At 75.1% G+C, this 25,857-nt stretch carries 26 protein-coding genes; 10 read left to right on the plus strand and 16 right to left on the minus strand.

The features are described from left to right. Positions 1-47: 47 nt before the first annotated feature. Complete coding sequence (locus ACH4F6_RS20640; protein WP_397961698.1) at positions 48-929, minus strand: putative protein N(5)-glutamine methyltransferase; 882 nt, start codon at positions 927-929, stop codon at positions 48-50. 250 nt (positions 930-1,179) lie between these two features. Here ACH4F6_RS20640 and ACH4F6_RS20645 point away from each other — a divergent pair, with 250 nt between their 5' ends. Continuing rightward, positions 1,180-1,611 carry a MarR family winged helix-turn-helix transcriptional regulator gene (locus tag ACH4F6_RS20645; protein WP_397961699.1) on the plus strand — a complete coding sequence of 144 codons (432 nt, stop codon included), beginning with the start codon at positions 1,180-1,182 and terminating at the stop codon, positions 1,609-1,611. A 210-nt stretch (positions 1,612-1,821) separates the two neighbouring features. On the opposite strand, the gene ACH4F6_RS20650 is transcribed toward ACH4F6_RS20645, so the two are convergent. Together ACH4F6_RS20650 and ACH4F6_RS20655 are read right to left on the minus strand one after the other, a co-directional pair. Continuing rightward, positions 1,822-2,646: a GNAT family N-acetyltransferase gene (locus tag ACH4F6_RS20650; RefSeq protein WP_397961700.1), complete on the minus strand. Its 825-nt coding sequence runs from the start codon at positions 2,644-2,646 to the stop codon at positions 1,822-1,824. After that, positions 2,643-3,575 (minus strand): NADP-dependent oxidoreductase, encoded by a 933-nt coding sequence (locus ACH4F6_RS20655; RefSeq protein WP_397961701.1) that lies wholly within the window; start codon positions 3,573-3,575, stop codon positions 2,643-2,645. The genes ACH4F6_RS20650 and ACH4F6_RS20655 overlap by 4 nt, the downstream gene beginning before the upstream one ends. A gap of 239 nt (positions 3,576-3,814) precedes the next feature. Here ACH4F6_RS20655 and ACH4F6_RS20660 point away from each other — a divergent pair, with 239 nt between their 5' ends. From ACH4F6_RS20660 to ACH4F6_RS20685, 6 genes are all read left to right on the plus strand, one after another. Beyond that, the gene (locus ACH4F6_RS20660) at positions 3,815-4,420 is read left to right on the plus strand and encodes a sulfite oxidase-like oxidoreductase (protein ID WP_397961702.1); all 606 of its coding nucleotides are present in this window, start codon (positions 3,815-3,817) and stop codon (positions 4,418-4,420) included. Between the two features lie 79 nt (positions 4,421-4,499). Next, entirely contained in the window at positions 4,500-5,219 is a 720-nt protein-coding gene (locus tag ACH4F6_RS20665; protein ID WP_397961843.1) for a ferredoxin reductase, read from the plus strand. A 198-nt stretch (positions 5,220-5,417) separates the two neighbouring features. Continuing rightward, positions 5,418-6,002: a hypothetical protein gene (locus ACH4F6_RS20670; protein WP_397961703.1), complete on the plus strand. Its 585-nt coding sequence runs from the start codon at positions 5,418-5,420 to the stop codon at positions 6,000-6,002. 103 nt (positions 6,003-6,105) lie between these two features. Further along, positions 6,106-7,074, plus strand: a complete 969-nt coding sequence (locus tag ACH4F6_RS20675) for an acetylxylan esterase (RefSeq protein ID WP_397961844.1) — start codon at positions 6,106-6,108, stop codon at positions 7,072-7,074. Positions 7,075-7,173: 99 nt separating this feature from the next. Beyond that, positions 7,174-8,340, plus strand: coding sequence for a serine hydrolase domain-containing protein (locus ACH4F6_RS20680; RefSeq protein ID WP_397961704.1), 1,167 nt, complete (start codon positions 7,174-7,176; stop codon positions 8,338-8,340). Between the two features lie 123 nt (positions 8,341-8,463). Further along, complete coding sequence (locus ACH4F6_RS20685; protein WP_397961705.1) at positions 8,464-9,243, plus strand: GntR family transcriptional regulator; 780 nt, start codon at positions 8,464-8,466, stop codon at positions 9,241-9,243. A gap of 61 nt (positions 9,244-9,304) precedes the next feature. Here the strand turns inward: ACH4F6_RS20685 and ACH4F6_RS20690 are convergent, their stop codons facing one another. Both ACH4F6_RS20690 and ACH4F6_RS20695 read right to left on the minus strand, forming a co-directional pair. Then, on the minus strand, positions 9,305-10,030 hold the full coding sequence (locus ACH4F6_RS20690) for a class I SAM-dependent methyltransferase (RefSeq protein ID WP_397961706.1): 726 nt from the start codon (positions 10,028-10,030) through the stop codon (positions 9,305-9,307). 10 nt (positions 10,031-10,040) lie between these two features. After that, positions 10,041-10,613 (minus strand): PadR family transcriptional regulator, encoded by a 573-nt coding sequence (locus ACH4F6_RS20695; protein ID WP_397961707.1) that lies wholly within the window; start codon positions 10,611-10,613, stop codon positions 10,041-10,043. A gap of 70 nt (positions 10,614-10,683) precedes the next feature. Here ACH4F6_RS20695 and ACH4F6_RS20700 point away from each other — a divergent pair, with 70 nt between their 5' ends. Further along, entirely contained in the window at positions 10,684-11,082 is a 399-nt protein-coding gene (locus ACH4F6_RS20700; RefSeq protein ID WP_397961708.1) for a nuclear transport factor 2 family protein, read from the plus strand. 50 nt (positions 11,083-11,132) lie between these two features. Here the strand turns inward: ACH4F6_RS20700 and ACH4F6_RS20705 are convergent, their stop codons facing one another. Beyond that, entirely contained in the window at positions 11,133-12,032 is a 900-nt protein-coding gene (locus ACH4F6_RS20705) for a hypothetical protein (RefSeq protein WP_397961709.1), read from the minus strand. A 782-nt stretch (positions 12,033-12,814) separates the two neighbouring features. Here ACH4F6_RS20705 and rho point away from each other — a divergent pair. Next, the gene (gene rho, locus ACH4F6_RS20710) at positions 12,815-13,957 is read left to right on the plus strand and encodes a transcription termination factor Rho (RefSeq protein WP_397961710.1); all 1,143 of its coding nucleotides are present in this window, start codon (positions 12,815-12,817) and stop codon (positions 13,955-13,957) included. A gap of 207 nt (positions 13,958-14,164) precedes the next feature. Continuing rightward, a complete protein-coding gene (locus ACH4F6_RS20715) occupies positions 14,165-15,352 on the plus strand; it encodes a D-alanyl-D-alanine carboxypeptidase family protein (RefSeq protein ID WP_397961711.1) in 1,188 nt (395 codons plus the stop codon). 306 nt (positions 15,353-15,658) lie between these two features. Here ACH4F6_RS20715 and ACH4F6_RS20720 read toward each other — a convergent pair whose 3' ends face one another. The 10 genes from ACH4F6_RS20720 to ACH4F6_RS20765 all read right to left on the minus strand — a co-directional run bounded on the left by ACH4F6_RS20720 (position 15,659) and on the right by ACH4F6_RS20765 (position 25,807). Further along, positions 15,659-16,981, minus strand: coding sequence for a hypothetical protein (locus tag ACH4F6_RS20720; protein ID WP_397961712.1), 1,323 nt, complete (start codon positions 16,979-16,981; stop codon positions 15,659-15,661). 183 nt (positions 16,982-17,164) lie between these two features. Continuing rightward, positions 17,165-18,187: an asparaginase gene (locus ACH4F6_RS20725; RefSeq protein ID WP_397961845.1), complete on the minus strand. Its 1,023-nt coding sequence runs from the start codon at positions 18,185-18,187 to the stop codon at positions 17,165-17,167. Between the two features lie 79 nt (positions 18,188-18,266). Beyond that, complete coding sequence (locus ACH4F6_RS20730; RefSeq protein ID WP_397961713.1) at positions 18,267-18,998, minus strand: FadR/GntR family transcriptional regulator; 732 nt, start codon at positions 18,996-18,998, stop codon at positions 18,267-18,269. A gap of 181 nt (positions 18,999-19,179) precedes the next feature. Next, the gene (crcB, locus tag ACH4F6_RS20735; RefSeq protein ID WP_397961714.1) at positions 19,180-19,545 is read right to left on the minus strand and encodes a fluoride efflux transporter CrcB; all 366 of its coding nucleotides are present in this window, start codon (positions 19,543-19,545) and stop codon (positions 19,180-19,182) included. Further along, positions 19,542-19,970 carry a DUF190 domain-containing protein gene (locus ACH4F6_RS20740; protein WP_397961715.1) on the minus strand — a complete coding sequence of 143 codons (429 nt, stop codon included), beginning with the start codon at positions 19,968-19,970 and terminating at the stop codon, positions 19,542-19,544. The genes crcB (ACH4F6_RS20735) and ACH4F6_RS20740 overlap by 4 nt, the downstream gene beginning before the upstream one ends. Then, the gene (crcB, locus tag ACH4F6_RS20745; protein ID WP_397961716.1) at positions 19,967-20,401 is read right to left on the minus strand and encodes a fluoride efflux transporter CrcB; all 435 of its coding nucleotides are present in this window, start codon (positions 20,399-20,401) and stop codon (positions 19,967-19,969) included. Before crcB (ACH4F6_RS20745) ends, ACH4F6_RS20740 begins: the two co-directional genes overlap by 4 nt. 77 nt (positions 20,402-20,478) lie before the next feature. Continuing rightward, positions 20,479-21,441 (minus strand): SMP-30/gluconolactonase/LRE family protein, encoded by a 963-nt coding sequence (locus ACH4F6_RS20750; RefSeq protein ID WP_397961717.1) that lies wholly within the window; start codon positions 21,439-21,441, stop codon positions 20,479-20,481. A gap of 99 nt (positions 21,442-21,540) precedes the next feature. Continuing rightward, a complete protein-coding gene (locus ACH4F6_RS20755; protein WP_397961718.1) occupies positions 21,541-21,852 on the minus strand; it encodes an ArsR family transcriptional regulator in 312 nt (103 codons plus the stop codon). Between the two features lie 225 nt (positions 21,853-22,077). After that, complete coding sequence (locus tag ACH4F6_RS20760; protein ID WP_397961719.1) at positions 22,078-23,646, minus strand: arabinogalactan endo-beta-1,4-galactanase; 1,569 nt, start codon at positions 23,644-23,646, stop codon at positions 22,078-22,080. A 139-nt stretch (positions 23,647-23,785) separates the two neighbouring features. After that, positions 23,786-25,807 carry a beta-galactosidase gene (locus ACH4F6_RS20765; RefSeq protein WP_397961720.1) on the minus strand — a complete coding sequence of 674 codons (2,022 nt, stop codon included), beginning with the start codon at positions 25,805-25,807 and terminating at the stop codon, positions 23,786-23,788. Positions 25,808-25,857 lie beyond the last annotated feature (50 nt).

Here is a 25,857-nt window from a genome sequence, read left to right on the forward strand (position 1 = left end):
CCGCGGCCCGGCGCCCCCGTGGCGGACGGGAGCGCCGACCTCCGCCCCTACCGGTCCTTCGCCCCGATCACCACGTGGGCGTACAGCTCCTCGTCCACGACCAGAGCCGGCGTCAGGCCGCCGCGGGTGAAGGCCTCGACGGCGTCCGGCGCCTGGCGCTCGCTCGTCTCCACGAGGAGGCAGCCGCCGGGCGCCAGCCACCGCGCCGCGCCCGCGGCGACCCGGCGCAGGACGTCGAGGCCGTCGGCTCCGCCGTCGAGGGCGGTGAGGGGCTCGTGGTCGCGTGCCTCCGCGGGCAGCAGGGGGACCTCGCCGCTGGGGACGTACGGCACGTTGGCGGCCAGGATGTCGACGCGGCCGCGCAGCCGGCCGGGCAGCGCCTCGAACAGGTCGCCCGCGTGGACCCGGCCGCCGAGGGCGGTGACGTTGCGGCGGGCGCAGCGGACGGCGGCCGGGTCGATGTCGGCGGCGTGCAGCTCGACCCGGCCGAGGGCGGAGGCGAGGGCCGCGCCGACGGCGCCCGAGCCGCAGCACAGGTCGACGACGACGGAGGCGTGCGGGACGCGGGCGAGCGCCTGGGCGACGAGGAACTCGGTACGGCGGCGGGGCACGAAGACGCCGGGTTCCACGGCGACCCGCAGGCCGTGGAATTCCGCCCAGCCCACGACGAGTTCGAGGGGCAGGCCGGCGACGCGACGGTCCACCAGCGCGGCGAGTTCGTCCGGCGTGCGGGCCGCGTCGAGGAGCAGCTCCGCCTCGTCCTCGGCGAAGACGCAGCCGGCGGCGCGCAGCGCGCGCACGACGTCGTCACGGGAGAGGGACGGGGAGCCGTCGGGGGCGGACACCGGGGAGGCCGGGAACGGGTCCGAGGCCGACGACGGAGAAGACGAGGGAGAGGGGGAGGGGGACGGGGGAGACAGTGGGGGCATGGAAGCCGAGAGCCTTTCGGGAGCCGAAGGGCGCTCTCGCGGTTCGCCTAGCGGCGGCGGTCCGCGCCGTCGTGAGGGGAGAGCACCCGGCCTGACACAGCGGTAATGGGTCTCACCTCCCCGGTCGCTCACGGCTGGGGACGTCCGCAGCCGGACGGCAACCTTATCCCAACGGCCGGACGGGGAAGCCGTTCGGGCCGCTTCCCCCCTGGTGGTTGTACGGTACAACCAGGAGAGTGAGGGAGGGCCCGTGGAACCGGCGCAGGCCGTGGAGACCATCCAGCGCGAGATGACGGTGTTCGCGCGGCGCGCCCGCGCCTCGGCGGGCCGGCTGCATCCCGAGCTGTCACTGGTGTCGTACACCCTGCTGGGGCATCTCGAGGGAAGCGGCACGTGCCGGGTGACCGACCTGGCCGCGCACTACGCGCTGGACAAGTCCACCGTCAGCCGCCAGGTGGCCGCCCTGCAGCGGGCCGGCCTGATCGAACGGCGCCAGGACCCCGAGGACCACCGCGTGCAGGTCCTGCACCTCACCGACGCCGGCCGCCGCATCCTCGCCCAGGTCACCGAGAGCCGCCGCGCCGCCTTCCGGGAGCGGCTGGCGCGGTGGTCCGGGGAGGACCTGGAGCGGTTCGCGGAGTACCTGGTGCGGTACAACGCGGCGGCGACGGAACCGTCGTAGCCGGCGTCGTCCCGCGCCCCCGTCGCCCGCGGAGCCGCCCGCCGCGCCGGCCCGCCGGGTCCCGGTGCGCGGACGGCGGACGGCGGACGGCGGACGGCGACAGGAGCACGGCATCCGCCCGGACCCGCCGGACGGCGGTGGTCCGTCCGGCACGGGGTCACCGGACGGCCGGGCGGTGCCGCGCCCGCCCGGACCGGTCGGGCGCCCCGTTCACGGCACCGGCACCGCCTCCCGCCCCTCCCCCAGCCGCTCCGGCACCCGGGCCGCCAGGAACGCCGTCCTGCGGCGCAGCCGGAATCCCAGGGACTCGTAGAGGCGGATGGCGCCGGTGTTGCCGGCGCCGGTGTGCAGGAAGGGGGTCTCGCCCCGGGCGCGGACGCCGTGCGCGACGGCGAGGACCAGCCGGGTGGCGAGGCCCTCGCCGCGGAAGGCGGGGTCGGTGCAGACGGCGCTGATCTCGGTCCAGCCGGGTGGGTGGAGCCGCTCACCGGCCATGGCGACGAGAGCGCCCTCGCGGCGGATGCCGAGGTAGGTGCCGAGTTCGATGGTGCGGGGCTCGAAGGGGCCGGGCCGGGTGCGGGCGACCAGGTCGAGCATCTCGGGGACGTCGGCGGGGCCGAGACGGACCGCCTCGGGATCCGGCGCGGCGGCCAGCCCGTCGTCGACGAACTGCACGCCTTCGACCCGGGAGGTGATCTCCCAGCCGGCCGGGACCTCGCCCCGGAACCCCGGCAGCGGCACCTCCGCGCCCGGCCCGGCGAGCGCCGCCAGGTCGGCCCAGTCCTCGGCGTCCGGCTCGTCGGGCAGGGCCAGCCACGGGGAGACGTCGACGGGATAGCGCAGCACGCGGCCACGACGCTCGGCGAAGTGCGCGTGCGGCCCGGCGAGGGAGGCGAGGGCGGGATTGTCCAGGACGTGCCGCGCCCCGGCCGCCGCCTCCGGCGCGGCCCCGGCCCTGCGCCTGGGCCCCGGCACTCCCCCCGGCCCGGCCTGCGGCTCCGCCGCGCGTCCGGACTCCGACGTCCCGTGGCTCATTCCGCCGCTCCGATCTCGATCACGATCTTGCCCCGGGCATGGCCGGCCTCGACCTCGCGCAGGGCCTCGCCGGCCCGGTCCAGCGGGTAGGTGCGGGTGACGTGCGGGTCGAGGTCGCCGCGGACGACGAGGCCGGCCACCGCGCGCAGGACGGCCGCGTCACGGGCCCGGGCCACGCGGGCGCCGCCGAGGCGCTCCGCCTCCTCCGCCGGAGCACCGGCGGTGATCAGCTTCCCCCGGTCGTCCACCAGGACGGCGGCCTCCCGCAGGACCTCGCCGCCCACGAGGTCGTAGACGCCGTCGACGCCGTCGGGAGCGGCGCGGCGGGCGCGCTCCGCCCAGCCCGGCCCGGAGGAGACGTGCACGGCGCCCAGCGACTCCACGAGCTCCTTCTTCCCGTCGCTCGCGACGCCCACGACCCGCAGTCCCGCCGCGCGGGCGATCTGCACGGCCGCCACGCCGACACCGCCGCCGGCGCCGGTGACCAGCAGGGTCGCCCCGGCGGGCAGGTCGAGCTGGTGGACGCCGTCGTAGGCGGTCGCGGCGGCCACCGGCAGGGTCGCGGCGTCGGCGAAGGTCAGGGCGGCCGGCTTGGGCGCGGTGACGCCGGCCGCCAGGAGGGCGTACTCGGCGTAGCCGCCGGCGACCGCGGTGCCGAACACCTCGTCGCCGGGCGCGAAGCCGGTGACGTCCGGGCCGGTCTCCTCGACGACGCCCGCCACCTCGTTGCCGAGGACGGAGGGGAAGACGCGCTCACCGGTCTCGCCGGGGCGCCGGTAGCCCGTGCGCTGCTTCCAGTCGACGGGGTTCACGCCCGCCGCGCGCACCGCGACGAGCACCTCACCGGGCCCGGGACGTGGCCGGTCCACGTCGACGAGCGCCTCGGTCTCCGGGCCGCCGTACCGCGTGAAGACGTACGCCTTCGGCATTGCTCACTCTCCTTCGCTCCTTCGCCGGACCCCGCACCGCCGCACCGCTGACCTGCGGTGACCGCGGGACCGCCGGATCCGGGACGACTGGTGCAAGGGGCGGCGGCGGGGCGTTGTTCCCGGGAGCCGGGAGAGTTCATACGGGCTTAACGATCGTGGGGAGGCCGGGGCCGGGGCACCGCCGGACGGCGCGTACGGTGGACGGAGCACACCACCGCCGATCGTCACGCCGGAGCCGCATGAACGTCACCCGAGGCTTCACCGGGCGCCCCCGCGTCCACAACCCGGGGCTGCCCCCGGGCCAGTACGACGCGGGCGACGACTGGCCCGTCCTCTCCGCGGAGGTCACGCCCGCGCTGGCGCCCGCCGACTGGACCTTCCGGATCGACGGACTGGTCGAGGCGCCCCGCACCTGGACCTGGGACGAGGCGCACGCCCTGCCCTCCGCCGCCTACGAGGGCGACATCCACTGCGTGACCGGCTGGTCGAAGTTCGGGGTGCGGTTCGGCGGCGTGTCGCTGGACGCCTTCCTGGACGCGGTCCGGCCGCGGGCGACCGCCACCCACGTCGTCGCCTACGCGCACACCGGGTACACCACCGGTCTGCCGCTCGCCGACCTGACCGGCGGACGCGCCTGGATCGCCTTCCGGTACGACGGCGAGCCGCTGACCGCCGAGCACGGCGGTCCGGCGCGACTGCTGGTGCCCCACCTGTACTTCTGGAAGAGCGCCAAGTGGATCGCGGGCCTGCGCCTCCTCGACCACGACGAGCCCGGCTTCTGGGAGCGCAACGGCTACCACGCGCGCGGCAACCCCTGGGAGGAGCAGCGGTACTCCGGTGACTGAGACCTCCACGTCCCCGGCGGGCGTCACGCCGCCGGCCTCCGGTCCTCCGCCGGCCTTCGCTCCCCCGACCCGCTTCGCGGTGCCGGGCCGCATCGCCGTGAGCGAGCAGGCGGCGGCGGTGTGGCAGACGGCCACGCTGACCGGGATCCGCCGCGAGACACCGCGGGCGGCCACCTTCCGGTTCGCGGTGCCGGCCTGGGCGGGGCACCTGCCCGGGCAGCACCTGATGCTGCGGCTGACCGCCGGGGACGGCTACACGGCCCAGCGCCACTACTCGATCGCGTCCCCGCCCGACGACTCGGGCCACATCGAGCTGACCCTGGACCACGTGGACGGCGGTGAGGTCTCCGGCTGGTTCCACACCGTCGCGCGTCCCGGTGACGAGGTCGAGGTGCGCGGCCCGCTCAGCGGCTTCTTCGCCTGGCCCGGCGACCGGCCGGCCCTGCTGATCGGCGCCGGCTCCGGGGTCGTGCCGCTGATGTCGATGGTCCGGCACCACCGGTCGCGCGCCCTGGCCGTGCCGCTGCGGCTGCTGGTCTCGGCGCGCGGCCCCGAGGAGCTGATCTACGCGCGCGAGTACGGGCCGGAGACGACGCCCGTCTTCACGCGGACCGCGCCGGAGGGCGTGCCCGTGGGCCGGCTGGGCGCCGCACACCTGGCGCCGCTGCTCGCCGAGCCGCCCGCGGGCGGCTGGGAGGCGTACGTGTGCGGGTCCAACGCCTTCGCCGAGCACGCCTCGCGGCTGCTGGTGGCGGCGGGGCAGCCGGTGGACCGGATCCGGATCGAACGGTTCGGCTGACGTTCGCGCGCGGGTCCTGCCGCACCGCAGGCCCCGCGTCCCGGAGCCGCCGCGCCGCCCCTCGGCGTGCCTCCCCCGCGCACGCCTCCCCTTCGCGCGCCGGCCCTTTTCGCATGCCGGCCCCCTGAGCGATCTCACCGGAAGGGGGTATTCCGTCCATGGGGGCACTCGTCCGCGTGACGGCGCGAGGAGGGCGACATGCGAATCCGGGTGCGCGGCTGGCGCTGGCGGCGCAATCCGCTGCGGCGCCGGTCGGACGTCGTGGAGGCGTGGACCGCGGTGGTGGTCGCGGTGCTGCTGCTGGTGGTCGCCCCGCTGGTGGGCGCCGTCGCCGGGCAGTGGGCCCACGACGACGCGCGGGCGATGGTGGCCGAACAGCAGGCCGACCGCCGGCACGTGCGGGCCGAGGTCGTCGGCCGGCCCCCGGAGGCCCTGCCGACGGCGCAGGGCGGCCAGGAGGAGTGGTACCGGGTCGCCGTGCGCTGGACGGAGCCCGGGCAGGGCTCGAGGACGGCCGTGGCGCGGGTTCCGGCGGGCACGCACCGCGGTGACCGGGTGGACGTGTGGTTCGACACGCGGGGGCGGAGCGTCGGTCCGCCGGCGAACGGCACGGCGGTGTGGCAGCACACCCTGACCATGGGCGTGGCCGCGGCGGGCGGCACGGCCGCGGCCGTGCTGCTCGGGCACGCGGTGGTCCGCCGGGTGGCGCTGCGGCACCGGCTGGACGAGTGGGACCGGGAGTGGGCGCGGACGGGTCCCGAGTGGAGCCGGCGGCGGGCGTGAGGGCGGCCGCCGGGACGCGGCCGGCATGGGGTCTTCCGGGCGCTCCCACCGCGCACGTACGGTGTGATCATTCGTACGGCCACTTTACAAAAGGCGGGTGCCCATGGCCCTGTTCGACCTGTCCCTCGAGGAGCTCCACGCGTACCGCAGCGCGTCCACCGCGCCGGAGGATTTCGACGCGTTCTGGTCCAAGACCCTCCAGGAGGCCCGCGAGCACGACCTGGACGCCCGTTTCGAGCCCGTCGACACGGGGCTGGCCACGGTGCGGGTGTACGACGTGACGTTCGCCGGGTTCGGCGGCCACCCCGTGAAGGCCTGGCTGACCCTGCCCGCCGCGGCCGAGGAGCCGCTCCCCCTGGTCGTGGAGTTCGTCGGCTACGGCGGTGGGCGCGGGCTGCCGCACGAGCACCTGCTGTGGGCGTCGACGGGCCGCGCGCACTTCATCATGGACACCCGCGGCCAGGGCAGCGCCTGGGGCGGCGGCGGCGCCACCGCCGACCCGGTGGGCGGCGCGCCGGCGTTCCCGGGCTTCATGACGCGGGGCATCGACGCGCCCGAGAACTACTACTACCGCCGGGTGTTCACGGACGCGGTGCGCGCCGTCGAGGCGGCCCGCTCGCATCCGCTGACCGACGCGGCGCGCACGGTGGCGCTCGGCGCGAGCCAGGGCGGCGGCATCGCGATAGCCGTGGGCGGCCTGGTGCCGGACCTGGTCGCGGTCGCCCCGGACGTGCCGTTCCTGTGCGACTTCCCGCGCGCGGCGACCCTGACGGACCGTCACCCCTACCGGGAGATCGGGCTGTTCCTCAAGACGCACCGCGGCCGCACGCAGGACGTGCTGAACACCCTGTCGTACTTCGACGGCGTGCACTTCGCCGCGCGCGGCTCGGCCCCGGCACTCTTCTCGGTGGCCCTGGAGGACCAGACCTGCCCGCCGTCGACCGTGTTCGCCGCCTTCCACGCCTGGGCGGGCGACGACAAGGCGATCGAGGTGTACGACTTCAACGACCACGAGGGCGGCGGCCCGTACCACGAGGCGGCGAAGGTGCGCTGGCTGCGGTCGTACGCCTGACGCGGACGCCGCCTTCCCTCCGGTCCGACCAGTCGGTACGTTCAGGGGGCCCGGTCCGCACCGTCGCGGTCCGGGCTTCCGGCGGATCACGGAGGGTCCATGTCCGAGCACGTGCCACAGGTCCACGGCCACTGCGACGAGCGTTTCGCGGCGGTGCGGACCGCGTTCGAGGAGAACTTCCGGGAGCGCGGCGAGCTGGGCGCCGCGGTGGCCGTGACCGTCGACGGCGTGACCGTCGCCGATCTGTGGGGCGGCTGGGCGGACGCGGCGCGCACGCGCGCGTGGGAGCGGGACACGCTGGTCAACGTGTGGTCGACGTCCAAGGGGCCGGTGGCGCTGTGCGCGCACGTCCTGGCCGACCGGGGTCTCCTCGACCTCGACGCGCCGGTGGCCGCGTACTGGCCCGAGTTCGCGGCGGCGGGCAAGGAGCGGGTGCTCGTGCGGCACCTGCTGTCCCATCGCGCCGGCCTGTCCGGGCTGCGGGAACCGCACAGCCTGGAGCAGCTCTACGACTGGGAGCTGACCACGGCGCGCCTGGCGGCGACGGAGCCCTGGTGGGAGCCGGGCACCCGGTCCGGCTACCACGCGCTCACGTACGGCTTCCTGGTCGGGGAGGTCGTGCGGCGCGTCACGGGCCTGCTGCCCGGGGCCTTCCTGGAGCGGGAGGTGACGGGTCCGCTCGGCATCGACTTCACCGTCGGCCTGCCGGAGAAGGAGGCCGGGCGGGCCGCCGAGCTGGTGCGTCCGCCGGCCGCGTCGAGCAGCGAACAGGCCGCGGTCCTCAGCCAGTTGACGCCCGTCGCGATCGCCGCGCTGACCAACCCCGCGGCGGACGCCGACGCGGCCAACTCTCCCGGGTGGCGGGCCGCCGAGATCCCCGCCGCGAACGGGCACGGCACCGCACGGGCCGTCGCCGCGCTCTACGGCGTCCTGGCCGGCCGGGGCCTGTTCGCCGGCCGGCGCGTGCTGTCCGCCGAGGCGGCCGAGCGGGTGCGCGAGGGCCAGGGCAGGTGCCGCGACCTGGTGCTGGGCGCCGGCTTCGCGCACGAGACGGAGATCGGGCTGGGCCTGTGGCTCAGCGGCCCGAACGGCTCCTACGGGCCCAACCCGCGGGCTTTCGGGCACGACGGCTTCGGCGGCTCGTGCGGACTCGCCGATCCCGAGGCCGGGGTGTCCCTCGGATACGTGATGAACCGGATGGGACCCCGCATCGCGGACGACCCGCGCAAAATGGCGCTGGTGGAGGCCGTGTACAGCGCACTGTGAGGGGGCGTCCGGGCGGTCCGGTTTCGGCCGATCGGACCGCCCGCCCTTCCTTCGTGGTTTAGACCAATGCTAGATCTGGGGCGCACGAACCCGCACGGCACGCACCCCCAGGAGGCGCGCGGCATGGCCCGCACCACCCCCCACGAACGGCCCATCTACTGGCGGATAGCGAAGGAGTTGCTCGGCGAACTGCGCGACGGGACCATCCCGCCCGGTGAACGCCTGCCCGGCGAAAGGCAGTTGGCGGAGCACTTCGGAGTCAGCCGGGTGACCGTCCGGCAGGCGCTGGAGGTGCTGCGCCGGGACGGCCTGGTCGCGACCGACCGGCGGGGCACGCACGCGGCCCTGCCCGGGGCTCCGGCCGGCGCCCTGTCCTTCCTCGTCTTCCCCGTGGGCGCCCGGGCGTCGGACGACCCGACGGCGGTGGACCGGGCCGCGCTCGGCTGGGAGCCGCCCCCGCCGGAGCACGCCGAGGCGCTGGGGCTCGCTCCCCACCGGCCGACGCTCGTCCACCGCTACGAGTCCACGGGGACCGACGGCCGCGGGCTGCGGACGGCCGTGACGTCCTTCTCCCCGGTCGCCCTCGCCGAGGTGCCGGAACTCGCCCGCTACCGCGACCGCGCCGGCACCACCGGATCGCCCCGACTGCGCCGCGTCTACGACTGGATGCGCCGGGCCGGCCTGACCCTGCACCAGCGGGACTCCCTCGCCCTCGGCGACGGCGGCCGCTCGCTGCGGGTGACGCGCCGCGTGCACGACCAGTACGCCCGGCCGCTGGAGATCACCGACCTGGTGACGGACGTGCGGCAGGAGGAACTGGTCTACGCGTTCACCCTGCCGGCGGCGGACGGCCCGTACGCCGTCCGGGACACCGCACGACGGGTGCGCAGCGCCGCGCTCTGACGGCTCGCACGGCGCTCCGTCCGGGCTCCCGGCGGGCCGGTCCCGCCGGGAGCCCGGACGGTCAGCTCACGCGCCGCGCCTCGACCACGCGGGCGCGCGGGCTGCCGTCGTCCCTGGTCCCGAACTCGGGCAGGGCGCGCAGGTCCACGCGGAACCCGGCGCGCTCCAGTTCCCGGCGCACCTCACCGAGCCGGAAGGCCCGGTAGTACATCACGAACGGCGGACGCCACACGGCGTTGCGCACCCGCATCACGGCGTCGAAGCCGAGGAGCGTCCAGAAGGCCCGGGAGGACGGCCGGGGCGGGGCGCCCACGGGGAAGACGAAGCGGCCGCCCGGCCGCAGCACCCGGTGCACCTGCGCGAAGAGACCGGGCAGTTCGCGGGGCAGGAAGTGCCCGAACGCGCCGAAGCTGACGACGAGGTCGAAGGCGGCCGTGAACGGCAGGGCGCGGGCGTCCGCGCGCACCCAGGACACCCGCGGGCCCGCCGGGCGCGTGCTCCCGCGGGCCACGTCGAGCATGCCCGCGCTGAAGTCGACCCCGGTGACACCGCGCCGGCACACCGTCGCCAGCACGTCCACGCCCGCCCCGGTGCCGCAGCACAGGTCGAGCCCGTCATCGTACGGGCCGGTGCGGCGCAGGGCCGAGACGACCGCGGCCAGGACGGCGTCGGAGGTGCGGAAGGGCGTGTGGTCGAACTTCGGCGCGAGCAGGTCGTAGCCGTGCTCGACGGACGACAGCGCCTGGACGGCGAGTTCGCGCAGCGTGGGGCCTTCGGGGCTGAACATCCGCGTCACCCTATCCCTGCCGGGTGAGCGCGGCACGGCGTTCCAGCAGCGCGAGGGCGCGCCGGCACCAGCGCACGTTCTCCTCCTCGAACCCGATGCCGCCCATCAGGGTCAGATAGGGGCCGATCCGGTCGGACCCGGCCAGGTACTCCTCCTCGCTGCGGCCGTCGAGGAGCCGCTCGCGCACCCGTTCGTAGCGGGCCAGCTTCGCGCGTGACCAGGTCATGCGCTCCTCGATCTGGGCGCGCGTGACCTCCGCGTCCACACCGTCCATCGCCTGGACCTTGATGAGGAGTTCGTCGCGGACGGCGGTGGGCCGGCGGGGCGGGGCGGCGGCGAAGGCCCGCAGGTCCTCGCGGCCGGCCCCGGTGAGCGTGAACATCCTTTTGTTGGGCCTGCGTTCCTGCTGCACGACCCGCGCCTCGATCAGGCCGTCCTGCGCCAGCCGCTCCAGCTCGCGGTAGAGCTGTTGCGGGGTCGCGGGCCAGAAGTTCGCGAGCGAGACGTCGAAGATCTTGGACAGCTCGTAGCCCGAGGCCTCGCCTTCCAGGAGGGCGGCCAGGACGGCGTACTTGAGGGACATGTGGACATGGTAAGGGCCGATGATTATTCTCATCGACACCTATTCAATTATTTGTCTATGAGGTGATCGGATGCGCGCGTTCCGTGAGGCGGTCGAGGCGGGCGACCTCGACGCCGTGGAGGCCCTGCTGGCGGAGGACGTGGTGTTCACCAGTCCGGTCGTGTTCAAGCCGTACCCGGGCAAGGCGATCACCGCGTCGATCCTGCGGGCCGTGTCCCAGGTGTTCGAGGACTTCCGCTACGAGCGGGAGCTGGCCGGCGCGGACGGCCGCGACCACGCGCTGGTGTTCACCGCGCGGGTCGGCGACCGGGAGCTGACCGGCTGCGACTTCCTCCACGTCGACGAGGACGGCCTGATCGACGCGCTGACCGTGATGGTGCGGCCGCTGTCGGGGGCGCAGGCGCTGGCGGCGGCCATGGGGGCGCGGTTCGAGGAGATCGTGAAGGAGGCGGAGGCGCGCTCGGCCTGACCCGGCCGGGGACGCGGGAACGCCCCCGGCGGGACGCCGGCGTGCGGGCGTCAGCTGCGCAGTTCCTTCAGGGTGGCCCCGGTGTCCGTCTTCAGCCAGTCGGTCACCTCGTCCAGCTTCGGCGAGGTGTCGTCCTCGTCGTACGAGGAGAGGTAGACGCTGTAGTTCATCGTGTACGTCACCCAGCCGTCCCGTACGGCCAGGGTGACGTCCATGGAGCCGCTGTCGGAGGTGTCGGTGGTGTCCTCGCTGACGAGGTAGGCCTCGTCGCCGATGCCCGTGACGGTGTCCACGTCGTAACCCTTGCGGCTCTGCGCGTAGTTCTTCCACTTGGCCGTGAACTCGGGTGCGGGGTCCGTCTTCTTGTGCAGGCTCACCTCGATCGAGAGGTAGGCGTCCGAGTAGGTCGAGCCCGACTTCTCCAGACCGAGGTTGCAGTAGCTCTCGTCGAGGGCGGCGTCCTCGAGTTCGCTGTGGGTCGGGGAGTCGTCGTCCTGCGGGTACTCGTCCTTGAACGACGAGTAGTCCGCGCTGCTGCAGAGGTTCGACGGGGCCGTGTAGCCGCGCAGGTCGGCGTCGGCTCCCCGGCCGCCGATCAGGAAGACGCCGGCCGCCCAGGCGGCGGACGCCACCAGCGCGCCGACGACGGCCCACAGCACCGCCCGCCCGGCTCCGCCGGCACCGCCCCCGGCCGGCGGGGCGGCCACGGGGCCGTACCCGCCCGGCTGGTGGTACGGCCCCGCGGCCGCCTGGGCCGGACCCGGCTGCCCCACCAGGGTGGGCGTGGCGTAGAAGTTCTGACCGCCCGGCGGGGTCGGGGCGGCCGGCGGCGGGAAGGCGGCCGTTCCGCCCGGTCCCGGCGACTGGGGATGCGGATAGGGGTACGCGCTCGGCTGCGCGGGCGGTTCGGACGGCTGCTCCGGCGGCGGAGACTGAGGCGGCGTGGACATGGTGTGAAGATAAGGCAGTGTGGACGGTCAAGTCCCTTGTCGTCACGCATCGTTACGGTCTGGGGACATCCGGCGCCGTCTTCGCCGGCGCACGCGCCGGCCCGGAGCCGGCGGGGCGCGGGCCGGACCGCCGAGCAGGCCGTCCGCCGGCTCCCCGGCGCGGCGGGCGGAGTTCCGCCGTCCGCCGCGCGGTGAAGGCACGGCCGGCCGGAGAGCGCGGCCGGCGGTGGTCGTCACCGCCGCGGTGACCGTCGCGGGCACGGGTCGCGGACGTCGTCAGCGGCCGGCCCCAGGCGATCCGGCCCTCGCGCGGAGCCGCGAAGTGCCGTGCGCCCCGGTGCCGTGCGCCCCGGCGACGTCGGGGTGGGCGGGGAACCGCCTCAGCGCCTCGCGCCCGAGGGCGGCCGTCCCCTCCGCCCCGCCCGGCGGCACGAGGACGCCCCGGGCGAGCCGGCGCGGAATGCACGGGGGCCGCGCCGCGTTGTCCCGACAGGAACCGGGCGCATCCTCTGGCCACGGCCGCGCGGCCGGTGCTACGCTCCCGGGAGCATCCGTGCACGCCCCGCTGTGGGCGCCGATGCCGGTTCTCCTTCCGTTCCGCCGCTCCGCCCACCCTTCCCGGTCGGCGCACCGGCTCCCCCGCACCCCTCGTGAGCAGGGATCCCCGCTGCCCGAGGTGATGCTCCCCGCCGTCGGAGGCGTGCGTCCACGCCCCTCCCCTCGCGGCTTCCCCCCTTTCCTCCGCATGTCCCCTGCCTCCGTCCTCGAAAGGACCGGCCACCATGACCACCGCACTCGCACACCCCCCTGTCCGGCAGCAGCCCCCGGCCCGGTTCGTCACCGGTGTCCTCGACATCGACGGCGGCGGGAAGGGACACCTGCGGGCCGAGCACTGCCTGCCCTCCCCCGGCGACCTCCCGGTCCCGGCCGCGCTGATCCGCCGACTCGGCCTGCGCAAGGGCGACTTCCTCGAAGGGGTCCGCGGCCCGCAGCACGCGCTGACCGACGTGACCCGCGTCGACGGCCGCACCCCGCAGGAACTGGGCGGCCGCCGCCACTTCCGCGACCTCACGCCCCTGCACCCGCACGAGCGGCTCCGCCTCGAACACCCGGCGGCCGGTCTCGCCGGACGCCTCACCGACCTGATCGCCCCCGTCGGCAAGGGCCAGCGCGGGCTGCTCGTCGCCCCGCCCAAGACGGGCAAGACCGTCCTGCTCCAGCAGATCGCCGCCGCCGTGGCCGGCAACCACCCAGAGGCCCGGCTGATGGTGGTGCTGCTCGACGAACGTCCGGAGGAGGTCACCGACATGCGGCGTTCGGTGCGCGGCGAGGTGTACGCCTCCACCTTCGACCGGTCGCCCCGGCAGCACATCGCGCTCGCCGAACTCGTCGTCGAGCGGGCCAAGCGGCTCGTCGAGGCGGGCGAGGACGTCGTGATCCTGCTCGACTCGCTGACCCGGCTGTGCCGGGCCCACAACAACGCGGCCGCCGCCGGGGGCCGCACCCTCAGCGGCGGTGTCGACGCGACCGCGCTGATCGGCCCCAAGCGGTTCTTCGGCGCCGCACGGGCGGCCGAGGAGGGCGGCTCGCTCACCGTCCTCGCCACCGCCCTGGTCGAAACCGGCTCCCGCGCCGACGACTTCTTCTTCGAGGAGCTGAAGAGCACCGGCAACATGGAGCTCCGCCTCGACCGGGAACCGGCCTCCCGCCGGGTCTTCCCCGCCGTCGACATCGACGCCTCGGGCACCCGTCGCGAGGAACTCCTGCTGTCGCCCGGCGAGTTGACCGCCGTACGCGGCCTGCGCCGCGCGCTGCGGACCCGCGACGGCCGGACGAACCTGGAGACGCTCCTGGAGCGGATGCGCGGGACGCCGGACAACGCCGCGTTCCTGCGCCGCGTCCTGCCGACCCTCCCGGCCGCCTGAACCGCCCGGTCGCCCCGTCACCCCCGGCGCCGCGCCCGCTCCGTCACCGCGCTCGTCCCGCCCGCCCCGGTCGTCCGGGCCGTCGCGCCGGGAGACGAGCGCGGCGCCGGGGCGCCGGGTGACGCGGCATGCGGCATCCGGGTGCACGCGCGAGATGTCCGGCACGGGCTGGCGGGGGAAGCCCCGATTCGTTCCTACGTTGACCGTATGACGATCGGATTCTCTCCCCGGGTCGCGCTGTCGGCCTGCGCCGTGTGTGTGGCGGGCGCCCTGGTCCTCGGCCCCGCCGTGGCGGAACCCGGCAGTCCCGGGGCGGCCGGCGAACCGCGGGCGACGACGCCGCGGCCGGCGCTGCTGTACCGCCCCGGTACACAGGTCAGGCCGCACGCCGGAGCCCCCAGGGTGCCGGACGTCTCCGCGCGGTCGTGGCTGGTGGCCGACGCCCGCACCGGCGAGGTCCTCGCCGCGTCGAACGCGCACCGCCGGCTGCCGCCCGCCAGCACCCTCAAGACCCTGTTCGCCCTCACGGTGCTGCCCGTCCTGCCCGGGGGCGTCCAGCACCGGGTGGCCGGGGAGGAACTGGCCGGCATCGGCGCCGGCAGCAGCCTGGTCGGCGTCGTCGAGGGGCGGACGTACCGGGTCTCCGACCTGTGGCGCGGGGTGTTCCTCAGCTCCGGCAACGACGCCGTGCACGTCCTGGCCGCCCTCAACGGCGGCTGGCGCACCACGGCCGCCCGCATGCAGGCCAAGGCGCGGTCGCTGGGCGCCCTCGACACCCGGGTGCTCTCCCCGGACGGCTACGACACACCGGGGCAGGTGTCCTCGGCGTACGACCTGGCCGTGTTCGGGCGGGCGGGGCTGCGCAACACGGACTTCGCGCGCTACTGCGGGACGGCGGGCGCCTGGTTCCCCGGGCGGGACGGCGGACCGTACCCCATCGTCAACACCAACCGCCTGCTGACCGGCAAGGACGGCGTCGACCCGTACCCGGGGCTGATCGGCATCAAGAACGGCTACACCAGCGAGGCCGGGCACACGCTCGTCGCCGCCGCCCGGCGGGACGGGCGCACCCTCGTCGTGACCGTGATGAACCCGCGGGAGGGTGGCGGGCTCGCCGTCTACGAGGAGGCGCGCGCGCTGCTCGACTGGGGTTTCGAGGCCGCCGGCCGGGTCGACCCGGTGGGTTCGCTGGACGCGCTGCGCGGGCCCCGGTCAGGGCCGCGGCCCGCCGGGACACCGGTGGCCGCCGCCGGTCCCGTCGCCGTCTCGGCCACCGCCGGCGGCGGGCTGCCCGGCTGGCCCGAGGCGGCCGTCATCGCGGGCGCCGCCCTGCTGGGCGGCGCGGTCGTGGCGCTCGCGCTGTGGGCCGTGGGACGCCGCTTCCCCCCGCGCTGACCCGTCGGCAGCCGGACGAGCAGACCGAGCGTGATCCACGGGTAGAGGTTGCCGCCCAGGAAACCGTCGACGCCGGACGCGTCGTCGAACCACAGCCGCACCACGCTCGTGCACAGCACCGCGTACAGGGCGCCCGCCACCCGCGGGTGCCCGGCGCGGACCAGCACGGCGGACGACGGAGATCGACGGGGAGAGCCATGGCCGACGCTCCGTCGGCGTGGCGACGCCGGGTGGCCGGAGAGCGACGCTCCGCCCTCCGTGCGGCGGTCTGCGCGTGACCGGCGCGTGCGCGTGACCGCCGGCCGGTCAGGAGAAGCGCGAACCGGGGACCGGTCCGGACGACTTCACCCGGGCACGGTCGCCCCGCAGCCAGGTGCCGCGGACGGCCGCGACGAAGTCCGTGAGCCGCTCGACGGGGTCCGCGGGCGTGTCGCCGTCGCCCCGGTCCGGCGTCGCGTCGGCGGCCACGATCTCCGCGGCGATCTCCGACTCGGGCCGCCCGTCGGGCTCGTCGCGCTCCACGCGGCCGTCGGCGGTGTGCCGCATCCGCTCGCCCCACGGCGCCACCACGGCCTGGTGGAGCAGTGCGACGCTGTCGGGCGTGACGGCGGGCGTGTCGGTCCAGTTGCTCGCGTGCTCGTGGAGCACCTGCCCCGGGACACGGTCGAACAGCTGCCCGACGATCTCCGCTCCTCCGTCCACCTGGTGCATCCCGTTCAGGTCGTACGCGATCACGACCGTGTCCTGGCGCCCCGCCGTGAAGGGTTCCGCCGGCAGGCCGAGGACCTCGGCGGCGGCCAGGCCCAGGATGCGGCTGCCGCGCTCGGGCAGCAGGGACACCGAACGCGGGCGCGTCTGCGCCGCGTCGAGCACCGCCTTCAGCCGGAGCAGACCCTGCAGGCAGGTGTCGTGGGTGTCCTGGAGGCAGGCGAACCGGCCCGTCGTGCCCTGGCCGAAGCCGTACGGGGAGAGCGTGCCCAGCACGGTACCGCCCATGACGTACTGCCAGCCGCGCAGGTCGGCGCGGTCCAGGGCGCTGACCGCCTCGACGCTCGCCGCGCGCTCCAGGACCCGGTTCTGGCGGTCACGGGCGGGCAGCCACATGTCGTCGTCCGGGGCCGGCAGCAGCGCGTGGTGGCGGCGGGCCAGTTCCAGGTCGCCCGCGAGGACGGCGTTGAAGACCAGCAGGTAGCGGTCGGGCCACTCGGAGAAGCTCCCCTCGCGCGCGGCCAGCAGGTCGGCGGCCTCACGGTGCCGGCCCTCGTCCTCGTACGCCGAGACCAGTTCGCGCAGGACCGCCGGGGAGCCGGGCGCCAGGCGCACCGCCTCGCGCAGCGCGGGTATCGCGAGGTGGGACGCTCCGCGCTCCACGCACGCGTACCCGTAGTCGTAGAGCGTCCGTGCCGTGCCGGGCTGTGCGCTCAGCGCGGTGGCGGCCCGGTGCAGGTCGTCGAAGCCGGCGGCCTCCGCGGCCCGGGCGGCCACGAGGGCGACCTCCGCGAGGGGCTGGGGCTGCTCGGAGGCCCTCCGCAACTGGCGCAGCGCTGCGAGGACGTCGCCCGCGTCGAGGCACTCCCAGGCCTTGAGCAGTTCGGGGGACCGGGGGCGGCGGAGCCTGCGCGAGAACATGCGGAGGATCTTCGCCGGTGCGCCGCCTCGCCCTCGACCGCATGTCGGCGGGCCCGGGTTCAGCACACCGACGGTCCCGTCGTCGTGAACCGGTCCAGGGCCGCGGCGCCCGCCACCGAGTTGCCGCGTTCGTCCGGGCGCGGCCGGCCGCCACGGCCCGGACACGGCCGCTCCCGCGGAGCCCTACGCGCCGGCCGGCACGAGGGCCGGGTCGAGGGCCTTCGCCGGGCGGACCGAGCCGACCGGTTCGCCGCCGCCGAGCAGGGGCTCGCCGGCGAACGCGGTGAGGAGGGCGGGGTCGACGCCGGCGAGGACGAGGGCGGCCGCGGTGACCGGGACGCGGGCCCGGTCGGCGCCGTCGGCGATCTTCACGGCGACCGCGCGGCCGTCGGGCAGCGCGGCGACCTCGACGCCCTCGAAGCCGTCCTTGGCGAGCAGTCCGGGCACCGCCCGCATCAGCGCGGCCACGTCCCGGCGGGAGCCGGAGGCCGTCTCGGCGTGGTCGCGCATCGCGTCCGCGACCCGCGCCTCGGGCGTGCCGGGCGCGGCGGTGGTGATGCGGGCGGCGGCCCGGGCGAGCCCGTGCAGGGAGACCGCGAAGAGCGGGGCGCCGCACCCGTCGACGGTGACCCGTGCGATCCGCTGTCCGGTGAGGTCCTCGACGGTCCCGGCGATCGCCTGCTGGAGCGGGTGCTCCGGGCGGAGGTAGCCGTCGAGGGACCAGCCGTTGAGCTCGCAGGTGTACAGCATGGCCGCGTGCTTGCCGGAGCAGTTCTGCGCGAGACGGGAGGGCGGGCGCCCCTCCCGGACCCACGCGTCGCGGACGACCGGGTCGTACGGCATGTCCGGCACGTTCCGCAGGTCGTCCTCCGTGACACCGGCCAGCTCGAGGATCCGCCGGGTCCCGGCGAGGTGGCGTTCCTCGCCGGAGTGGCTGGCGGCGGCGAGCGAGAGCAGCTCGCCGTCGAGCGGGAGCCCGGCCCGCACCATGGCGACGGCCTGGACGGGCTTGAGCGCCGAGCGCGGGTAGAAGGCCGCCTCGACGTCACCGAGCCGGAAGCCGGCCTCGCCCCCCGCGCCGAGCACGACGACGGAGCCGTGGTGGACGCCCTCGATCATCCCGCCGCGGACGAGGTGGGCGACGGGGGCATGGAGGGGTTCGCGGATCGCGGGGGCGTCGGCGGGGGCACGGGGACTGCTGTACATCGCTGCCTGCATCACTGGTGGGTTGTCGTGGACCGGCGCCGGGTTCGTGCGCCGGCTCCGGCCGGGGCGTGCTGTTCGCTCACGTCCCGGGTCCGTCTTCCGTGGGGAGGTCCGTGCGCGGCGGGCGCACGATGTCGGTGAGGGCCGTCTCGACGCGGTCGAGGTGGTGGCGCATGGCCTCCACGGCGTCGTGTTCGGATCCGTCGGTCAGTGCCTCGAGGATGGCGCGGTGCTCCCGGTCGGACTGCTCGCGGCGTCCGCCCAGTTCGTTGAGGAAGGCGGACTGACGCGCCAGGGCGTCGCGGATCTCCTCGATGACCCGGCGGAAGACCGGGTTCTGGGCGGCCTCGGCGACGGCCAGGTGGAAGAGGGTGTCCATCGCGACCCACGCGGTGGTGTCCGTCTCCCGTTCCATGCGGTCGAGCAGACGGGTCAGGTGGTCGAGGTTCTCCGGGGTGCGGCGCCGGGCGGCGTAGCCGGCGACCGGGATCTCGACGTGGCGGCGCACCTCCAGCAGGTCGCCGGCCGCGTAGTCGCCGAAGGTGGGGTCCTCGACGGTGTGCGCGATCACGAAGGTGCCCCTGCCGGTCCTGGCGACCGTGAGGCCCATGGTCTGCAGGGCGCGCAGGGCCTCCCGCAGGACGGGCCGGGACACCTCGAGCGTGCGGCAGAGCTCCGCCTCGGAGGGGAGCTTGTCGCCGATGGCGTACTCGCCGCGCTCGATGGCGCCGCGGAGGTGGCCCAGGACCGCCTCCAGCGCGCTGACGCGACGCGGGGCCCGGCCACCTGTCTGGCTGTCTGACAGGTGCACGGAAGAGATGGTCGGACAGGCGTGCGGGCGGTGTCAAGGCGGCGGCGGGAAGCGCGCGACCGGCGACGGGACGGAGACGGGCCGCTCCGCCCGGCCGCCGGTCAGCCCTCCGGCACAGTTCTGCGGGTGGGCCGCGGGGCGGGGCCCGGTCCTGCCGGGCGCGGGTGCGGAGCGGGCGCGTCTACGGCCACACGGCCTGGCCGAGGGACACGCCGGCGAACGCCGCCCCGAGCCCGGCCACCACGCTCCCGGCGACGTTGGCGAGGGCGTACGGTCCCGCACCGGTCTCGGCGAGCCGCAGGGTCTCGTAGGAGAACGTGGAGTACGTGGTCAGGGCCCCGCACAGACCGGTCCCCAGGAACAGCCGCAGGTCGGGGGCGACGGAGGCGGCCCCGGTCAGGGTGCCGAGGACGAGGCAGCCGGTCACGTTGACCACGAAGGTGCCCCAGGGGAAGAGCGAGTCGTGCCGGGACTGCACCGCGCGGTCGGTGAGATAGCGCAGCGGGGCGCCGATCATGCCGCCGGCGACGACCACCAGCCAGTTCACGACGACTTCTCACCCTTCTTCTCACCTTGCGCGTCCGGTCCGCCCCGGTGCGCGGCGCGGCCGGCGGCGGGACCGCCTTCGCCCGGGCGCAGGAGGGACCGGGGCAGGACCACCTCGCACGCGTCGAGGGTCACGAGCCCGTCGGTGACGAGTTCGTCGAGCTGGGGCAGGAAGGCCCGCACGCGCTCCTCGGTGTCGACGATCACGACGGCGACGGGGAGGTCCTCGCTGAGGGAGAGCAGCCGGGAGGTGTGGATCAGGGAGGAGGCGCCGAAGCCCTCGACGCCGCGGAAGACGCTGGCGCCGGCGAGACCGGCCGCGTGGGCACGGTGGACGATCTCCGTGGCGAGGGGTCTGTGGTGCCAGGTGTCGTTCTCGCCGACGAGGACGGTCAGACGCAGGGCGTTGCCGGTGGGTCTCGTCATCGATGCCTCCGGATCAGGACGCGGCGGGTCGCGGTGGCCGCGAGCCACACCGCCGTGAGCGCCGCGAGCACGGTCGCGGCGAGATAGGCCAGGGCCGTGCGCGGGTGGCCGGCCTCGAGCAGGCCCTGGAGGTCGACGGCGTACGTCGAGAAGGTGGTGAAGCCGCCGAGGACGCCGGTGCCGAAGAAGGGGCGCACGAGGCGGTGGACGGTGAGCGCCTCGGTGATCAGCACCAGGAACAGCCCGATGGCCGCGCAGCCGACGACGTTCACCCAGAACGTCGTCCACGGGAAACCGCCGGCCCGCGCGGGCCACCACTGCAGGGCCGCGTAGCGGGCGACGGCGCCGAGGCCGCCGCCGAGGGCGACCACGGCCACCTCCTGGAGCCGGCCCGTGCCACCGGGTCGCCTCCTGGCCTGCGGGACTGTCATGTCGTGCGTCTTCCTGCCTGGACCCCCGTGACCGCGCGGTGGCGGTGATCACGGCCGGTCAACAGGGTAACTCCGGATCATTCGGTGCCGGGCGCCTCGCAGACCGCGATGCCCCGCTCCCACAGGCTGCCCAGGACCAGCCGGCCGCGGGCCTCGCAGACGCTGGTGACCATGCGGAAGCCGGAGCGGCGGCGGGTGAGGTGGTGCACGACGCGGCCCTCGTCGTCGACCGCGAGCACCCCGACGGCGCCCGGGGGACGGTAGGGGGCGCGCAGGGCGAGCCGGGCGGCGCGGCGGCGGACGGCGGGGGCGGCGCGGTGCAGGAGGTCGAGCGGGGGGACGCGGGGTCCGGCGAGCGCGATCCAGACGGGGCCGTCGGGGGCGCCGCGCCACAGGTTGTCCGGGAAGCCCGGCAGGTTCTCGACGAACGGCTCGGCCCGCCCCGCGTGGGGTCCGGTGAGCCGGAAGCGGGTGAGGCGGCGGGCGCCGGTCTCGGCGACGATCAGGAAGGACCCGTCGGCGCTCGGCGCGAGCCCGTTGGCGAACCGGAGCCCTTCCAGGACGACTTCGGGTTCCCGGTCGCCGGGCGCGAGGCGCAGCAGGCGTCCGGTGCCGGTGTGCTCGACGATGTCCCCCCTCCAGTCCCGCAGCGGGTGGACGCGGCTGGAGACGGTGAAGTAGACGGTCCCGTCGTCCAGGGCGACGACGTTGCTGCAGAACCGCAGCCGCTCCCCCGCCGCCGACTCGGCCAGCACCCGGACGCGGCCGTCGTCGGGGTCGAGCCGCAGCAGCGCTCCGTCGGCGTCGCACACCAGCAGGTCGCCGTCCGGGAGGAGTTCGAGGCCGAGCGGGCGTCCGCCGATCTCGCCGACCCGCTCGACGCGGGCCGTCGGCGGGTCGTCCAGGCCGTCGACGCGCAGGATCCGTCCGTCCGACACTCCGGTCAGGACACGGCCTCGGGGGTCGGCGACGACGTCTTCGGGTCCACGGTCGGGAAGGGTGACGTACCGGAGGGGGACGAGAGCCGCGGGTCGGTCCATGAAGTGCTGCCCTTCCTGTCGGAAGCGGCCATCGTGCCAGGCGGGCGGACCGGCCGTGCGGGCCGCCGGTGATCCTTTGCCGTAGGTTTCCGCAGCGCGTCACCAGGCCCCCGGGCGCCCCTCCCACCACCCTTTCTCGAACATCCGGGCCACCTCGGCGATCCGCGTCTCGTCGCGCCGGTAGTAGGTGCGGCGGCGGATCCGCCTGGTGCGCAGCAGGCCGAGGCGGGCGAGGAGGGACAGGTGGGCGTCCGCGACCGCGCGGCGCACGCCCAGCTTCGCCGCGACGGCGTCCGCGGTGACGCCGTCCTCGGCGAGGTCGCCGTGGCGCTGCGGCGGGAAGTGCCGGGCCGGTTCCTTCAGCCACTCCAGGATGTCCAGCCGCCGCTCACTGGCGGGAGCCCTCAGCATCGTCGTCCCTCCGTCCGGCCTCCTCTTCGGCGCGCCGTTCCACTCTCGCGCAGCCGGGGCCGCCGTGTCCCGCGCTCGGTCGCCGTTGGCAGGATCGCAACTCCCCTGCCGTACGGGCGAGTTCGGCACCGCTGTCGGAACAGGGGCGGGGGCCCGGCCGCGGGGAGGCGGCCGGGCCCCCGTCACGGGGTCACGGTGCGGCGGTGGCCGGTCCGTGCCGTCGGGTCAGCGGTGGCCGAACCACGCCATCGAGGAGAGCGCCCGGTCGTCGTAGCCGAACAGGGCCTGGTTCTCCCAGCCGTTGCCCGAGGAGGCGTCGGTGGGGTCCCAGCCGTTGCCGGTGACGGCGGTCCAGGTGGACTCCCAGTAGAAGACGCCGAGGCCGCGGCCGTTCGGGACGGCTTCGACGATGCTCGCCACGTCCTTCATCCACCGGGTCTGGCCGGCGACCGTGGCCGGGTAGCCGGACACCAGCTCGCCCGGGAGGTCGATGATGTTCTCGTGCGCGTCCTCGCTGTCCAGCCGGAAGGGGTACGCCGTCTCGGCGACGAAGACCGGCTTGGCGTAGCGGGAGGCGGCGTCGTCGAGGGTGGTCTGGAAGTCGGCGAGGGTGCCGTGCCAGTACCCGTAGTACGACAGGCCGATGGCGTCGAACTTCACGCCGTTGGCCACGGCGTTGTCGAACCACCAGCGGGTGCCGGACAGGTCACCGCCCTTGGCGAGGTGCAGCGCCACGGTCGTACCGGAGTTGACCGCCTTGACCGCGGCGTAGCCGGAGTTGAGCAGTCCCGCGAGCTGCGACCAGTTGTCGGTGGAGCCGGCCGGCCACAGCATCCCGCCGTTGATCTCGTTGCCGACCTGGACCATGTCGGCGGTGGTGCCCTGCGCCTCGAGGGCGTCGAGGACGTCGTAGGTGTGGGTGTAGACGTCCGTCTTCAGCCGGCTGTAGGAGTGTCCGGCCCAGGCGGAGGGCACGCTCTGCGCGCCCGGGTCGGCCCAGATGTCCGAGTAGTGGAAGTCGACCAGCAGCTTCATGCCCTGCGCCTTGACGCGCTTGGCCGCCGCCAGCACGCGGGTCTTGTTGTTGTAGCCGTCGGCGGGGTTCACCCAGACCTTCAGGCGCGCGTAGTTCTGCCCCGCGTTCTTGAGGACGGCGAGCGCGTCCTGCGTGGTGCCGGAGGCGTTCTTGTAGACGCCGCCCTTGGCCTCGCTCTTGACGAGCGACGACACGTCGGAGCCCTTGACGGACAGGCCCGTCGAGCCCGGGGTGAAGGTCAGGTCGTCGACGTTGATCCAGTTTCCGGCGCCCGCGTCGGAGTTGACGCTGACGGTGCACTGGTTGTTCGTCACCGCGACGGAGGTGACGATCCTGATCCAGCCGCTCGCGGACACCGGGATGTCGGTGCGCTGTTCGGCGCCGCCGCAGTTCTTCAGCGCGATGTACGCGGAGTTCTGGCCGCCGCCGGAGCGCACCCAGGCGGTGAGCTTGTAGGTGCCGTTGGTGAGTCCGGAGAGGTACTGGTAGGTCTCGACCTTGTAGGCGGAGGACGACCAGTGGGTCAGGCGGAGGCTGCCGCCGTGGCCGCCGGCCTCGGTGAAGGAGGCGGAGTTCTGGCCGGCCGCCGAGTAGGTGGACCAGCCGGCCGGCGTCGCGGTGCCGGTGCCGTCGGACTCGAAGCCGCCGTTGGTGAGCGTGGCGGCCGCCCGGGCGCTCTGCGCGGGCAGGGCGGTGAGGGCGAGTCCCGCGGCGAGCGGGACCAGCAGGGCTCTGAGGGTGCGTCTGGGATGGAACATCGTCGTCCGTCGTCCCTTCGACGTGATGGGGATGGGGGTGCCCTCACGGGGAGCGAGGGACCCGGGTGCGGTTCCCTCACGGGGTGAGGGGCCCCCTCCGCCCGCGGCTCGCGGCTCCACGGGCGGAGGGGGAGTCGGCTCAGCCGTCGAGTCGGACGACCCGGACGGCACCCGCCGGGACCGCGAGGCGGCCGGCGGCGCGTTCGCCCGTCAGCAGCTCGGTGCCGGGCCCCTCCAGCGGCACCTTGGCGTCGGTGGCGGTGTGGTTGATCACGAAGAGGTGGTCGCCGGTCTCGCCGGAGCGGCGCACCACCTCCACGTCCCGGGGCAGGCCGGCGCGCGGGGCCAGGCGCGCGTCCTCGGCGGCCCGGCCGAGCAGGGCGTCCAGGCCCTCGTGGCCGAGGCGGGTGGAGACGTACCAGGCGGTGCCCTCGCCGAGGCGGTGGCGGGTGACGGCCGGGTGGCCGGCGGTGAGGCCGTCGGCGTACGTCCACACGGTCTCGGCGCCGCGCGGCACGACGAACTCCGTCCACACGTCGCCGTTCAGCTCGGTCCCGTCCGGGCCGGTGAGCCGCACGCTCCCGCCCGGCAGCAGCGGCGAGAACTCCTCGACGGTCAGGCCCAGGACGTCGCGCAGCGCGCCCGGGTAGGCGCCCTCGTGGACGGCGTCGTGCTCGTCGACGATGCCGGAGAAGAAGGACACGACGAGGGTGCCGCCGTTCTCCACGTACTCCCGGAGGTTGTTCCCGGCCGCCCGGGTCATCAGGTACAGGGCGGGCACCACGACCAGCGGGTACGTCGACAGGTCGGCCTCGGGGTGGGCGAAGTCGACGGTGAGGTGGCGGTCGTAGAGGGCCTCGTAGAAGGCGTCGGCGCGCTCGCGCGGGTCGGCGTCCTCGCTGGGGCGCCAGGCGAGGTTCTGCGCCCACCAGGAGTGCCAGTCCCAGAGCACGGCCACGTCGGCCTCGGTGCGGGTGCCGCGGACGGCGGCGAGGGAGTCCAGGGCGGCGCCCAGCTCGACGACCTCGCGCCACACCCGGGTGTCGGTGCCACCGTGCGGGACCATCGCCGAGTGGAACTTCTCGGCGCCGCGCCGGGACTGCCGCCACTGGAAGAACATGGCGCCCTCGGAGCCGCGGGCGACGTGCGCGAGGGAGTTGCGGGCCATCTGGCCGGGGGCCTTGGCGGGGTTGCGGGGCTGCCAGTTGACGCCCGAGGTGGAGTGCTCCAGGAGGATCCAGGGCGCGCCGCCGGCCACGGAGCGGGTGAGGTCGGCGGCCATCGCCAGGTTGACGTGGGTGCGGCGGCCGTCGGTGATCAGGTAGTGGTCGTTGGTGACGATGTCGACCTCGCGGCCCCAGGCCCAGTAGTCGACGGAGTCGCACTGGCTGAGGGCCGTCATGAAGTTGGTGGTCACCGGGACGCCGGGCGCGAGGCGGTGCAGGATGTCCCGCTCCCTCACGAAGTTCTCGCGCATGGTGGCGTCGGCGAACCGCTTGTAGTCGAGCGCCTGGCCCGGGTTGCCCACGGTGGGGCTGGTGCGCGGCGGGTTGACGTCGTCGAGGCTCGCGTAGCGCTGGCCCCAGAAGGCGGTGCCCCAGGCCGCGTTGACCGCGTCGACCGTGCCGTAGGTGGTCTCCAGCCAGCGGCGGAAGTGGGCGGCGCAGGAGTCGCAGTAGCAGGCGGAGACGGGGACGCCGTACTCGTTGTGCACGTGCCACATCGCCAGGGCCGGGTGGTCGCCGTAGCGCTCGGCGAGCCGTGTGGTGATGCCGGCCGCCGCCGCGCGGTAGTCGGCGTTGCTGTGGCAGATCGCGGCGCGGGAGCCGAACTCGTAGCGCACGCCGTCGGGGGTGACGGGCAGCGCCTCGGGGTGCTCGCGGTAGAACCAGACGGGCGGGCACACGGTGGGGGTGCCGAGGTCGACGCGGATGCCGTTCTCGTGCAGCAGGTCGATGACCCGGTCGAGCCAGCCGAAGTCGTACGCGCCGGGCGCCGGTTCCAGGAGGGCCCAGGAGAAGATCCCGACGCTCACCATGGTGACGCCGGCCTCCCGCATCAGCCGGACGTCCTCCTGCCAGACGCTCTCCGGCCACTGCTCCGGGTTGTAGTCCCCACCGAAGGCGAGCCTGGTGAGGCCCCTGGGGGTGGTGTCCGGCATGGGTGTCTCCCGTGTGGTCGATCATTTGGGAACGTGCACACACAACATCG

The organism is Streptomyces sp. NPDC017936 (assembly GCF_044328485.1).
In the GTDB taxonomy this organism is placed as follows: Bacteria; Actinomycetota; Actinomycetes; order Streptomycetales; family Streptomycetaceae; genus Streptomyces.

Excerpts from the sequence above, each read along its gene's own strand:
- ACH4F6_RS20640 (WP_397961698.1), bottom strand. The coding sequence starts at position 929 with ATGCCCCCACTGTCTCCCCCGTCCCCCTCCCCCTCTCCCTCGTCTTCT.
- ACH4F6_RS20650 (WP_397961700.1), bottom strand. The coding sequence starts at position 2,646 with ATGAGCCACGGGACGTCGGAGTCCGGACGCGCGGCGGAGCCGCAGGCC.
- ACH4F6_RS20655 (WP_397961701.1), bottom strand. The coding sequence starts at position 3,575 with ATGCCGAAGGCGTACGTCTTCACGCGGTACGGCGGCCCGGAGACCGAG.
- ACH4F6_RS20660 (WP_397961702.1), top strand. The coding sequence starts at position 3,815 with ATGAACGTCACCCGAGGCTTCACCGGGCGCCCCCGCGTCCACAACCCG.
- ACH4F6_RS20670 (WP_397961703.1), top strand. The coding sequence starts at position 5,418 with ATGCGAATCCGGGTGCGCGGCTGGCGCTGGCGGCGCAATCCGCTGCGG.
- ACH4F6_RS20675 (WP_397961844.1), top strand. The coding sequence starts at position 6,106 with ATGGCCCTGTTCGACCTGTCCCTCGAGGAGCTCCACGCGTACCGCAGC.
- ACH4F6_RS20680 (WP_397961704.1), top strand. The coding sequence starts at position 7,174 with ATGTCCGAGCACGTGCCACAGGTCCACGGCCACTGCGACGAGCGTTTC.
- ACH4F6_RS20685 (WP_397961705.1), top strand. The coding sequence starts at position 8,464 with ATGGCCCGCACCACCCCCCACGAACGGCCCATCTACTGGCGGATAGCG.
- ACH4F6_RS20690 (WP_397961706.1), bottom strand. The coding sequence starts at position 10,030 with ATGTTCAGCCCCGAAGGCCCCACGCTGCGCGAACTCGCCGTCCAGGCG.
- ACH4F6_RS20695 (WP_397961707.1), bottom strand. The coding sequence starts at position 10,613 with ATGTCCCTCAAGTACGCCGTCCTGGCCGCCCTCCTGGAAGGCGAGGCC.
- ACH4F6_RS20700 (WP_397961708.1), top strand. The coding sequence starts at position 10,684 with ATGCGCGCGTTCCGTGAGGCGGTCGAGGCGGGCGACCTCGACGCCGTG.
- ACH4F6_RS20705 (WP_397961709.1), bottom strand. The coding sequence starts at position 12,032 with ATGTCCACGCCGCCTCAGTCTCCGCCGCCGGAGCAGCCGTCCGAACCG.
- rho (WP_397961710.1), top strand. The coding sequence starts at position 12,815 with ATGACCACCGCACTCGCACACCCCCCTGTCCGGCAGCAGCCCCCGGCC.
- ACH4F6_RS20715 (WP_397961711.1), top strand. The coding sequence starts at position 14,165 with ATGACGATCGGATTCTCTCCCCGGGTCGCGCTGTCGGCCTGCGCCGTG.
- ACH4F6_RS20720 (WP_397961712.1), bottom strand. The coding sequence starts at position 16,981 with ATGTTCTCGCGCAGGCTCCGCCGCCCCCGGTCCCCCGAACTGCTCAAG.
- ACH4F6_RS20725 (WP_397961845.1), bottom strand. The coding sequence starts at position 18,187 with ATGTACAGCAGTCCCCGTGCCCCCGCCGACGCCCCCGCGATCCGCGAA.
- ACH4F6_RS20740 (WP_397961715.1), bottom strand. The coding sequence starts at position 19,970 with ATGACGAGACCCACCGGCAACGCCCTGCGTCTGACCGTCCTCGTCGGC.
- crcB (WP_397961716.1), bottom strand. The coding sequence starts at position 20,401 with ATGACAGTCCCGCAGGCCAGGAGGCGACCCGGTGGCACGGGCCGGCTC.
- ACH4F6_RS20750 (WP_397961717.1), bottom strand. The coding sequence starts at position 21,441 with ATGGACCGACCCGCGGCTCTCGTCCCCCTCCGGTACGTCACCCTTCCC.
- ACH4F6_RS20755 (WP_397961718.1), bottom strand. The coding sequence starts at position 21,852 with ATGCTGAGGGCTCCCGCCAGTGAGCGGCGGCTGGACATCCTGGAGTGG.
- ACH4F6_RS20760 (WP_397961719.1), bottom strand. The coding sequence starts at position 23,646 with ATGTTCCATCCCAGACGCACCCTCAGAGCCCTGCTGGTCCCGCTCGCC.
- ACH4F6_RS20765 (WP_397961720.1), bottom strand. The coding sequence starts at position 25,807 with ATGCCGGACACCACCCCCAGGGGCCTCACCAGGCTCGCCTTCGGTGGG.